Consider the following 11601-nt stretch of genomic DNA (forward strand, 5'->3'; position numbering starts at 1 on the left):
TAAATACGAATGACGTTTTACATCATATAATCACGATTATTAAAAGAAAATTGATTGTACCTATATTTAATTACAAAACTTGAGTTATAAAATACTTGTCAAATATACTCAAGATACTCGTAAAACATTATGAACAACAATACGCAAGATGCCCCCGATGATTAGTCACCGAGGGCATCTTACTGTTTTATTTACAAGCTTCTAGTAGAAAGTAGAAACTACTTCTTTTCGTTCAAAAGCTGTTCACGCAAAGCTGCGAGCTGATCGGAATCAGCTAAAGCACCTTCACTAGTTGCTTCAGAAGAATAGTTGGAAGCAACTTCTTCCTTCTTTTCTTCCTTAGCTGGCTTCTTTTCAGCTTCTTCGCTCTGACCGTCAGCAGCAGCAGATTCAGCTGCAGCCGCAAGTTCCTTAGCAGCGAATGCCTTGTGCTCTTCCCAAAGCTGGTGTGCTGCAGCATACTGAGCTTCCCACTCTTCGCGCTGCTGCTCGTAACCGACCATCCATTCGTTAGTGTTTGGATCGAAGCCTTCTGGGTACTTGTAGTTGCCTTCAGCATCATATTCAGCTGGCATACCGTAGAGAGCTGGATCAAAATCTTCAGAATTTGGATCTACAGCTTCAGTAGCTTGCTTCAAGGAGAGGGAGATGCGACGACGATCGAGATCAACGTCGATAACCTTCACGAATACTTCTTCGCCACCCTTAACAACAGTTTCTGGGTTCTCTACGTGACGGTTTGCAAGCTCAGAAATGTGAACCAAGCCCTCAATGCCATCTTCAACGGAGATGAACACACCGAACTGAACAATCTTTGTGACCTTGCCCTTAACGACCTGTCCAGGAACATGAGTGCGAGCGAAGCGCTGCCATGGATCTTCCTGAGTTGCCTTAAGGGAAAGGGAAATACGTTCGCGATCGAGATCAACGTCGAGAACTTCAACGGTAACCTTATCGCCAACCTTAACAACCTCAGATGGGTGATCGATATGCTTCCAGGAAAGCTCAGAAACGTGAATGAGACCGTCAACTCCGCCGAGATCAACAAATGCGCCGAAGTTTACGATAGAAGACACAACGCCTTCGCGAATCTGACCCTTCTTAAGCTGAGAGAGGAAGGTCTCGCGAACTTCGGACTGGGTTTCCTCAAGGAACTGGCGACGAGAAAGCACAACATTGTTGCGGTTCTTATCGAGCTCGAGAATCTTAGCCTTAATCTTCTGGCCAATGTATGGAGAAAGATCGCGCACGCGACGCATCTCAACCAAGGAAGCTGGCAAGAAGCCGCGAAGACCGATATCAACAATCAAGCCGCCCTTAACAGCTTCAATAACGGTACCTTCAACGATGCCGTCTGCATCCTTAATCTTCTCGATGTCACCCCAAGCACGCTCATACTGTGCACGCTTCTTGGAGAGAATAAGACGTCCTTCCTTGTCTTCCTTAGTTACAACAAGGGCTTCAATGGTGTCGCCAACCTCGACAACATCATCTGGATCAACGTCTTTTTTGATGGAAAGTTCACGGGAAGGAATTACACCTTCAGTTTTGTAGCCGATGTCCAGCAATACTTCGTCGTGATCAATCTTTACGACTGTACCTTCAACTAAATCACCATCATCAAAATTCTTGATGGTTGAATCGACTGCCTTGATGAAGTCTTCTTCGGTGCCAATATCATTAATCGCAACCTTGGCGACTTCGTTATTATTCTCTGCCATTAGTTATTAGTGGTTTCTTCTTGGGGTGGATATTACTCGATATTTAATTATGTATTTACGTTACGTGTGCATACTATGCACACGCTTTGTCGATTTTATATACAGGTATAGCCAAAATTTACGTTTTACTTCGGGCGTGTCGCATTTTATTTGCAATTAGCTGCTCGCTCAGCCATATCTACAACATTCGCCAGCAACATAGCTCGAGTCATCGGACCTACTCCACCAGGATTCGGAGAATACGCTCCAGCAATTTCTCGACAAGCTGAATCAACATCACCTTTTACACGGTATCTGCCAGCCTCTTCATCAAAAACACGAGATACACCAACATCAACAAGAACAACGCCAGGTTTAATATCTTCAGGCTTAACAAAACCAGCACAACCCATTGCTGCAATTATTACATCAGAACGGCGCATAATCTCCTGAACATTCCGAGTATGAGTATGGCACAACGTAACAGTTGCATCTACTCCCCTGCGTGTTAACAGAAGACCAATAGTACGCCCAACCGTAATGCCACGACCAAGCACACAAACTTCCTTACCAGAAAGTTCAATACCGTACTCATCAAGCAAAGCTAAAATTCCACGCGGCGTGCACGGCAAAGGTGTTGTAATATTACCGGAAATATGCGTAACAAGTTCACCCAAATTATATGGATGCATTCCATCACAATCTTTTGCAGGATCAATAGAAGAAATAACTTTTTGAGCATCAATACCTTTTGGCAATGGCAGTTGCACAATAAATCCAGTACAAAGAGGGTCATTATTTAATTTCTGTAAAGCAGCAAGAATCTCATCTTCACTAGCATCTTCTGGCAGATCGCAACGAATAGAATTAATCCCCACTTCTTCGCAATCACGATGCTTACCAGCAACATATTTCAACGAACCAGGATCACTACCTACAAGCAACGTACCCAAACCTGGATTAATGCCTTTTTTATGTAAAATAGCAACGCGCGCTGCCAAATCTTTTTTAATTTTACTAGCTAAAGCCTTACCATCTAGCACAATAGTCATAAAAAATTCCTCCCAACTCGCACAATTCGTAAGGATAGGCTATCGTGAAGTATAGAAGATATGGGTCGACTAACAATTTTACGTGCGCCGACGCACCATTATCACGGGAGGAGTCACAGTGATGCGTACCGTTCTTTGTGCAGTAAAGAAGTTTGGAAAAACTGCCATAACATGCCTTATTGCTTCTGCAGTAATACTTGGATTTGCAGCTTGTGGAAAAACTGAGGAAAAACCAAAAGAAAAACCAAAAGCTGCAACAAATATTTCTGTTGTATCCACTGTTGACACCTGGGGTAGCTTAGCTCAAGAGATCGGTGGCTCTGACGTCAAAGTTGAATCAGTTATGACTGGCTCAGATACAGACATATCGTCGTTTAAACCTAGCTCAAAAGATTTAAAAAATATGCAGAATGCACAAGTATTAGTTACAAATGGTGCAGGCTACGATGATTGGGCAAACAAAGTACACCCAGCTAAAGCTGAAGTGCTTAGTGCAGCAGGTACTGTAGGAGCACTTAACGGAGACAATCCATATCTTTGGTTTTCTCACGATGCTAGGAATGCTATGGCATCTGCCATGGCTGACACCTTCTCCAAAGTTTTGCCATCAAAAAAGCAAGCTTTTTCTAAGCGACTAGCACAATGGCAGGAAAAGGAAAAGAAATTAACCACCTACTTAAGTGATTTCTCTAAAGAAAATGGTAACGCAAAGTATGCTTCTACATCTCCTATTCTTTTCTGGCTAATGTCTGATGCCAATTTGAAAGATAGCTCACCTAAAGAATATGTTGATGCAGTAAATAACAATAATGAACCAGAACATTCAAGCGTTGAGGAGTTTCAGAAGCTTATTGAAGGTCGCAAAATTGATGTGTTGATTAGCGATAGCCAGCAAGGAAACGATGTTCTGAACTTGCTAAGCGGAATCGCAGGACGCAGCTACACGTCTACAGTACGAGTAAGCGAACTTATGCCAAAATACGCAGATCAGCTTGATAAATGGATTATGAAGATTTGTGACGACCTACATAATGCTGTAAAAGCGACAAAAGATATGCGTAAAGACATTGATGATAAAGAGTCTCAAAAAAAGCCAATCACTGAGAAGCCACATGTAGCAAAGAATACTAATCCTAAAAATTCTAACCAAGGTCAGCAAGATCCAGGTAAGTAAATTTAGGTGAATCTATAAACATAAAAATCCTTGCATTTTACAAATGCAAGGATTTTTTATTATCTGTTTTAAGCAAGAACAAAAGCAAAACATACAATAAATACGTAAGCAAATATATAAGCAAAAGCCCTTCTAACTCGCCGATATACCGACATTTAGAAGGGCTTAAAATAATATGAACAATTAATATTTATTTATTTTGCATATCGCAAATCATTTTTTCTTAGATTTCTTGCTACGCTCTTCTAACAGTGCTAAAGTTCGCGATGCAGGCTCTTCTGGAGCTACAGTATGGTGATTTTCATCGCCTTCTTGAGGCTCCTTGTATCCAAGATTCACATCTAAAAGTCGCTCCGCCTCAATCTCATCAATCTTTTCAGACAAAGCAATTTCGGAAATTAAAATACTGCGAGCGCGAGCAAGCATTCGCTTTTCTCCTGCAGATAAACCATGTTCATCAACATCTCGCTGAGATAAATCACGAACTACTTCAGCAATATTGTTAACATCGCCAGTAGCAATCTTCTCTACATTAAGCTTGTAGCGTCTAGACCAATTCATCTCTTTTTCAACTATTGGAGTACGCAAAATCTCAAAAACTTTTGCAACTTCTTGCGCTCCAACAATGTCTCGCACGCCAACTTTTTTAACATTATCGACAGGTACGTTAATTTCTAAACCATCAGATGATAACACTACCAATCGTAAATATTGACGAGTTACACCTTTTACGGTGCGCTCACTAATTTCTTCAACACGAGCCGCACCATGACGAGGATAGACGACCATATCGCCGACTTGATATTCCACAGAACCCTCCGTATGCACAGAAAAACTCATAACAGTTTCCCATAAGGTCACGACTTGAAAAAATTTTCATATTTTTTTCACAATAGCGCGAAACACACGCGACTTACAGCAATAAAGCATGTATGATAGTCAGCATGAGTACAGTTACTAACATCAATGAAGATGCAGTCGCAGTTCCAGTCCGACAGGACGTATTAGCTGCGGTGAGCAATGCAGAATATTACAATCCACATGAGGTTCTTGGAGGTCACCTTGGAACTGGCAAAGGTGCCGACACTGTAACCGTCCGCGTATTGCGCCCTATGGCAAAGAAAGTTGTTATTCTTACTAAGAACGGTGAATACGAAGCTAAACACGAATATAACGGCATCTTTACAGCTGTTATTCCTGCAGTAAAGCATACAAAAACAAAGTCTTGGTCTGTTCCTAGTTATCGCGTTTACACTGTGGAAATAGACGGTTCTGAGTCCACAGATGATGATCCTTACCGTTATTTGCCTCAAGTTGGCGAACTTGACATGTACTTATTTGGAGAAGGTCGTCATGAGCGTCTTTGGGAAGCATTAGGCGCACACGTCAAAACGATAACAGATTCATGGGGACTTATATCTCCTGAAACTGGAAAGATGGTAAAGAAAGTTACTGGTACTGCTTTCTCAGTGTGGGCACCAAATGCTCGTGCAGTACGCGTAGTTGGTAACTTTAATTACTGGAATGGTCGTCGCCACGCTATGCGTTCACTCGGCTCTTCTGGCATTTGGGAACTTTTTATTCCAGGAGTTACAGCAGGAGAAGTATATAAGTACGAAATTCTTACACAATCTGGCAATTGGATTATGAAAGCCGATCCAATGGAGCGCTCTCATGAAGTTCCACCAAACACAGGATCTGTTGTTGTTGATTCTGAGTTTAAGTGGCACGATACTGATTGGATGGATGAGCGCGCAAAAACAGATGCTCACAATGGTCCAATAAGCATTTACGAAGTACAAGCTAACAGCTGGAATCGCGATTTGGGTAATTATCGCGAACTTGCTGATCATTTAGTTGATTATGTGCAAAGAGAAGGCTTTACTCACGTCGAGTTTATGCCGTTGACACAATATCCATTCTCTGGATCTTGGGGATATCAAGTAACGGGTTATTATGCAGTAGATTCTCGCCTTGGCTCCCCTGATGACTTTAAGTACTTGGTAGATAAACTCCACAAAGCAGGCATTGGCGTCATTATGGATTGGGTTCCAGCTCACTTCCCTAAGGATGACTTTGCACTCGGTCGTTTTGATGGCACAGCATTATATGAGGATCCTGATCCTATGCGAGGTGAGCATCCTGATTGGGGTACTTACATCTTCAACTTTGGTCGTCATGAAGTTCGTAACTTCTTGGTTGCTAATGCTTGCTTCTGGCTTGATGAATACCATGTTGACGCGTTGCGCGTTGATGCAGTATCCTCAATGCTTTACTTGGATTACAGCCGTGAAGCAGGACAGTGGAGACCAAACATCTACGGCGGACGCGAAAATCTTGAAGCAATTGACTTCATTAAGGAAGCAAACGCAACTGCATACAAGAATAATCCTGGCATCATGATGATTGCTGAGGAATCCACTGCTTATCAAGGCGTAACTGCACCAACCGATATGGGCGGCTTAGGATTCGGCTTGAAGTGGAATATGGGCTGGATGCACGACACTTTGCAATATCTTAAAGAGGAACCAATTAATCGTCGTTGGCATCATAACGAAATTACATTCTCAATGGTTTATGCATACTCTGAGCATTATGTGTTGCCATTAAGCCACGATGAAGTTGTGTACGGTAAGGGTTCGTTACTTGGAAAGATGCCAGGAGACGAATGGCAACAGTTCGCAGGATTGCGAGCATTGCTTGCATACCAGTGGTCTCATCCAGGCAAGAACCTTCTGTTCATGGGTGGAGAAATTGGACAGTCCAGCGAATGGAACTTCAATACTTCGCTTAACTGGAATGAGCTGCAATGGCCGTTCCATCAAGGTGTGCAAAAGCTTGTTGCAGATTTGAATACTCTATATAAGAGCTCTCGTGCATTCTGGAGTCAAGACTTTACTCCTGATGGTTTCCAGTGGCTTACAAGCGACGATTCCGATCACAATACTTTAAGCTACATGCGTATTGGCGACGACGGAGAAGAAATCGTTGTAGTAGTAAACTTCTCAGGTCAAGCTTGGCAAGACTATCAGGTTGCGTTACCAAAAGACGGACAGTGGGAAGAGATACTCACAACTGATGATGCAAAGTATTGCGGATCTAATATTCACAACGGCACATTCACTGCTACTGCTGCAGAGTATCATTCTCGACCATACTCTGCAAGAATCACTGTTCCAGCGTTAGGTGCGGTATTCTTGAAGCCAGTACAACACTGAAAGGTCTTTTTAAAATATGCTAAACGCTCCATCAGCTAGCGTAAATGCTCGTACAATTCTCGTTGTTGAGGATGAGCCAGATCTTGCTACAGCAATTGCACAACGCATTACTGCACAAGGCTGGAGAGCAAGAGTCGCTACAGATGGAGCGTCTGCTGTTAGAGCTGCCGAACAACTAAAACCTGATCTCATAATTATGGATATTATGCTTCCTATTATGGATGGGATTGAAGCAACTCGACGAATTATCTCCAAAATGCCTGTTCCTATCCTCATGTTAACAGCACGCGACGCAGAAGCCGATAAAATTGTTGGCTTAAGCGCAGGCGCAGATGATTACATGACTAAACCATTTTCGCCACGTGAGTTAATTGCTCGTTGCGCAGCATTGCTGAGACGCGTAGAACGCGCATCGCAAATAGCAAAGACAATGGAACATGAACGCACAATTAATTTTGGGTCACTTATTATTAGACCTCGTCAAAGACTTGTAACTTTAAACGACAAAGAGGTACATTTTACACCAACTGAGTTTGACTTGCTCGCTACTCTAGCTCGTCATCCTCATACTGTATTTAAGCGTGAAAAGTTACTTGAAGAGGTGTGGGATTGGCCGGATGCTTCTGGAACTCGCACAGTAGATTCACACATTAAGTCTTTGAGACATAAAATTGGATCGGAATGGATTCGTACTGTACACGGAATAGGATACGCATTCGAGCCACCTATTAGTGATTACGACAAAGTTCTGCAATCACAAGTTTCATAAATAATTATTACTTTCATAAATAGTAAATAATTATTACTTTCATAAATAGTAAATAATTACAACACTTTAGCTTCGGAAAATTCGTAAATGGTATTAGAAAATAAAATAGATAATGCTAATTCTGAGCAATATAAAAATACTAAACAACGTAATTTATTAAATAAAAACTCAAATGCTCAACTTAAAAATAAGTCAAAAATGCGATTTACGAATTCTTCTGTAAAGCATAATTATCCAAATCGACCTGTCGGATTTTTTTCATCTCTAAAAATTGAACTTTCGGCAATTATTGTTTTTGCAACAGCAATTGCTTTCGTAATGGCATGGTTTTTACTTAAAACTGGTCTAAATGGCTGGATTGCAATGCCATTAACACTTATTGTTGCTCTGGGAATTACATACATTTTTTCTAGAGGACTTACAGCACCACTTCGTCAAATGAAAAATGCTGCAGAAGCTATGGCTGACGGCGACTATTCTGTGCGAGTTGCTGTAGAAAATCGTCGTGACGAAGTAGGTAAATTAACTCTTGCATTTAATGAAATGGCAGAAGAACTTGAACATGCAGATCAAATGCGTAGAGAGCTTATAGCAAACGTAAGTCACGAACTGCGCACTCCTGTTTCTGCTTTACAAGCGATGCTTGAAAATCTTGCAGACGGAGTTGTTGATCCTACTCCATCTAATATGGAAGCTATATTAAACCAAACTCATAGACTTGCTGATCTTATTACTTTCCTTCTTGATTTATCTAGAGTTGAAGCAGGCGCGGAAAGCCTTAATATAACTTCATTTAATTTCACAGACTTTATTGACGAAATTATCGAACCACTAGAAATAGCTGATTCAGGTCATAATCATAATATTGAAGTTCAAATTAATGATGAGATTGAATTAACAGGAGATCAAGCTCGCCTTTCGCAACTTTTTACTAATATTATTTCTAACGCTCTAAAACATTCAGACGATGGAACTCGTGTTCTTATAAGTGCTCATATTAATCACAGCCAAAACTCTGTAATATGCAATGTTGTGAATTTCGGAGAACAAATTCCTCAAGAAGATCGCGCCGATATTTTCAGAAGATTTGTTAAAGGAAATCAGCGAATTGGCACAGAATCAGGAGGAACAGGATTAGGATTATCAATTGCTCGTTGGGCTGCACAATTGCACCATGGAACTGTAAAAGTAGTAGACGATAAACGCGGTCCGAACTTTGAAATTGCGCTTCCGCTAAACTATAGCAATACAATAGCAAACTAACATTTGTAATTTGCTGTACGATTATCCTTATTGCATACACATGCTAAAGAAAAGCATGCTAAAACAGTAATTCCACTATTCTGTAAAGTTGAAACGCAGCTATTCATAGTTGAGCCAGTAGTTACAATATCATCCAATACAATAGCTTTGTACTCGCGTTGATTTTCAAACTTTTGCTTTCTCAATTCTTTAAAATCGATGCTAAACGCCTTAGAAATTCTGTTAGACCTTCCGCGAAAACCGGAAGTTTGCACTGATTTCGCAGTAATTCTAGCATCCATACTTACAATATCTAAAACGTATGCTCTAATGCCACTATTACACAATCGTTTAGCAACACAATTTGCAACAGGCAACATATGCTTACGTCCACGATGCCTTGATGAATGCTTAGACGACGGGACTGGTATAACAAATATAGGTTTTTCACTTATATAACAAGAATGCGAGCGCAAAAATTTAGATATAACTTCTACTACTAAATCGCCAATAAGTTCACCAAATATTTTGTCACATGCAATATCGAAATGATCCTTCCACAATAATATTGAGCGGCGAACAACCGTAGAATACGAACCACACGCGTAGCGATATCCACATACTGTTCTGGCAAATGGTGCACGTTTCCAGCATTGCAACGCTTTCTTGCAGTTTTCACACAATATATAATCTGGAGTATCACAGCCTGCACATGCGCGAGGCAAAAATAAATTAAATAAAGCAATCGCTACATTCTTCCAACTAGCAAAACGCCAATTTATAAAATCAACATCCTTGTTTTCACATACACCACAAGGTACAGATGCGTGACATGCTAATCCCCCATGAGATGTCACGCTTCTATACTTCTTTTTGTTTTGGTGGTTTATAACCTTGCGTCTCCCAACCATAATGACAGCATATGCGATAGCTTATTGGCTATGCAAATAAAAAATGTTATTGTGGATAAAAGGTATCTTAAAATGAAAAATTAATAAAATTCTATATTTCTAAAATATTAAGTACCTTATTACAAAGCTCTAAAGTATCCGAAGGATTACTTACTTTAATAATTAAAGCTCCTGTAAAGGCAGTAGGATAATCGTTTCCTCCAGGATACATACGATCGCCAATAAAAGTAATTTTTTCAATATTAACATCACAATATTGAGACAGCATTCGCAAAGCTTGAGCTTTATCGTCACCGCGCCTGTATATATCGATGCTAGTATCTCCTCCAGCGCGTACAGCAAAATTAGGTAAAGCTTGAGAAATGCTTTGTGCAAGTTGAGCTTTCAAACAACCGCTAGGATCCCAAGTTTTTTTATATTCAATAGGAGCTAGTTGTCCTAGTGCCGAAAAAGTAATTTGACTACCGCGGTTCTCTATCTGTTCTCCCCACAGCATTGGATCGCCGGGTTCTTTCCAAACGCCTATATTTTTTGCACACTTGTGTATTGCATCAATAACGCATTGCGCTTGCTTAAAATCGATAGTATGTTCATAAACAGATTGCAATGACATGTCATTATTCACACGATAATAACTAGTTCCATTAGTGGGCATTATGTGAATATTTTTAAGATTAGTGCCAATAGTTAGCATATTTAAAATTTGCTTCTTAACTAACTCTAAGCAGCCACCTGTTATTACAGCAACAGGAATTATATCAATCAGCTTACTTAATGATTCAGCCATCGATTTAAGCATAGGTTTTTTAGAACATGCCAGTGTGTTATCTAAATCAAAAGCAATAAGAGACGATTTAGCAATGCTCAAGTCAAGATTAAACTCATTCCAATCATGCACTATTGGTTTGAGCATTACAAATCCTCCTGACTTTTAAAACCATATATACAGTATTCTATAGTGTGAGCGTATTTCACACACCGCATATTAATTATTTACATATTATTGCCCTAGCCTTCTCGTAAAGTGGAAGCATGACAGGTCTAATTTGGGAAGAACGTCACTATAGAAATAGGCATGGTAGAGGTCTTAGGGCACCAATATTTGGTACTCGACTTCCACAATATAGAACTGCTAGCGGAATGTTTGATGCCATGGTAGCAGCTCAAATTAGACGCCTTAACAGTGTTTGGCAAGCATTAACTAAAGACGTTCAATTCGCGGTAGAAGATGTGCCGCCTTCGCAACCACTGTTATGGGAGCAAAACCGCAGAATACTTTCGCAAGCTTTTCCAGCTAGCCGTGGTATGCAATCTAGAATTGTATTGTATAGGCTTCCGCTATGCACTCATGTAAGCAGCAGAAGTGAACTTCAATATGCTATCAGAGATGAGCTTGTGCAATGCTTAGCAGAACTATACGGTCGCAGACCAGAAGAAATTGATCCAGATTGGGGTTTGTAAACAATTTTTAAATTAATTAAAATTATTAAGTATTTTAATTAATTTATAGTCGCTTATAGCAATATTTTTATTCG

At 40.4% G+C, this 11601-nt stretch carries 10 protein-coding genes; 5 read left to right on the plus strand and 5 right to left on the minus strand.

Features of this window, described 5'->3' with window-relative positions; translation table 11 throughout:
* Positions 1 to 218 precede the first annotated feature (218 nt).
* Positions 219 to 1721: a 30S ribosomal protein S1 gene (gene rpsA, locus P0108_RS06080; RefSeq protein ID WP_012914051.1), complete on the minus strand. Its 1503-nt coding sequence runs from the start codon at positions 1719 to 1721 to the stop codon at positions 219 to 221.
* A gap of 146 nt (positions 1722 to 1867) precedes the next feature.
* Entirely contained in the window at positions 1868 to 2752 is an 885-nt protein-coding gene (locus P0108_RS06085; RefSeq protein ID WP_410309457.1) for a bifunctional methylenetetrahydrofolate dehydrogenase/methenyltetrahydrofolate cyclohydrolase, read from the minus strand.
* Positions 2753 to 2873: 121 nt separating this feature from the next.
* On the opposite strand from P0108_RS06085, the gene P0108_RS06090 reads away from it, so the two are divergent.
* On the plus strand, positions 2874 to 3926 hold the full coding sequence (locus P0108_RS06090) for a metal ABC transporter solute-binding protein, Zn/Mn family (protein ID WP_410309492.1): 1053 nt from the start codon (positions 2874 to 2876) through the stop codon (positions 3924 to 3926).
* A gap of 213 nt (positions 3927 to 4139) precedes the next feature.
* Here P0108_RS06090 and P0108_RS06095 read toward each other — a convergent pair whose 3' ends face one another.
* A complete protein-coding gene (locus P0108_RS06095) occupies positions 4140 to 4736 on the minus strand; it encodes a CarD family transcriptional regulator (RefSeq protein ID WP_012914048.1) in 597 nt (198 codons plus the stop codon).
* A 134-nt stretch (positions 4737 to 4870) separates the two neighbouring features.
* Between P0108_RS06095 and glgB the strand changes: the two genes are divergently transcribed.
* The 3 genes from glgB (at position 4871) to P0108_RS06110 (ending at position 9176) form a co-directional block, all read left to right on the plus strand.
* Complete coding sequence (gene glgB, locus P0108_RS06100; protein WP_041160487.1) at positions 4871 to 7144, plus strand: 1,4-alpha-glucan branching protein GlgB; 2274 nt, start codon at positions 4871 to 4873, stop codon at positions 7142 to 7144.
* Between the two features lie 16 nt (positions 7145 to 7160).
* A complete protein-coding gene (locus P0108_RS06105; protein WP_004110759.1) occupies positions 7161 to 7913 on the plus strand; it encodes a response regulator transcription factor in 753 nt (250 codons plus the stop codon).
* Between the two features lie 87 nt (positions 7914 to 8000).
* Positions 8001 to 9176, plus strand: coding sequence for a sensor histidine kinase (locus P0108_RS06110; RefSeq protein ID WP_004110763.1), 1176 nt, complete (start codon positions 8001 to 8003; stop codon positions 9174 to 9176).
* On the opposite strand, the gene P0108_RS06115 is transcribed toward P0108_RS06110, so the two are convergent.
* Positions 9173 to 10066 (minus strand): ComF family protein, encoded by an 894-nt coding sequence (locus P0108_RS06115; RefSeq protein WP_102155267.1) that lies wholly within the window; start codon positions 10064 to 10066, stop codon positions 9173 to 9175. The two genes, P0108_RS06110 and P0108_RS06115, sit on opposite strands and share 4 nt — an antisense overlap.
* Positions 10067 to 10157: 91 nt before the next feature.
* Entirely contained in the window at positions 10158 to 10979 is an 822-nt protein-coding gene (locus P0108_RS06120; protein ID WP_012914045.1) for an HAD-IIB family hydrolase, read from the minus strand.
* A 119-nt stretch (positions 10980 to 11098) separates the two neighbouring features.
* Between P0108_RS06120 and P0108_RS06125 the strand changes: the two genes are divergently transcribed.
* Positions 11099 to 11527, plus strand: a complete 429-nt coding sequence (locus P0108_RS06125; RefSeq protein WP_473730868.1) for a metallopeptidase family protein — start codon at positions 11099 to 11101, stop codon at positions 11525 to 11527.
* Positions 11528 to 11601 lie beyond the last annotated feature (74 nt).

Source organism: Gardnerella sp. c10Ua_244, from assembly GCF_055818055.1.

Coding starts and splice junctions, on each gene's coding strand:
- rpsA (WP_012914051.1), bottom strand. CDS start 1,721: ATGGCAGAGAATAATAACGAAGTCGCCAAGGTTGCGATTAATGATATT.
- P0108_RS06085 (WP_410309457.1), bottom strand. CDS start 2,752: ATGACTATTGTGCTAGATGGTAAGGCTTTAGCTAGTAAAATTAAAAAA.
- P0108_RS06090 (WP_410309492.1), top strand. CDS start 2,874: ATGCGTACCGTTCTTTGTGCAGTAAAGAAGTTTGGAAAAACTGCCATA.
- glgB (WP_041160487.1), top strand. CDS start 4,871: ATGAGTACAGTTACTAACATCAATGAAGATGCAGTCGCAGTTCCAGTC.
- P0108_RS06105 (WP_004110759.1), top strand. CDS start 7,161: ATGCTAAACGCTCCATCAGCTAGCGTAAATGCTCGTACAATTCTCGTT.
- P0108_RS06110 (WP_004110763.1), top strand. CDS start 8,001: ATGGTATTAGAAAATAAAATAGATAATGCTAATTCTGAGCAATATAAA.
- P0108_RS06115 (WP_102155267.1), bottom strand. CDS start 10,066: ATGGTTGGGAGACGCAAGGTTATAAACCACCAAAACAAAAAGAAGTAT.
- P0108_RS06120 (WP_012914045.1), bottom strand. CDS start 10,979: ATGCTCAAACCAATAGTGCATGATTGGAATGAGTTTAATCTTGACTTG.
- P0108_RS06125 (WP_473730868.1), top strand. CDS start 11,099: ATGACAGGTCTAATTTGGGAAGAACGTCACTATAGAAATAGGCATGGT.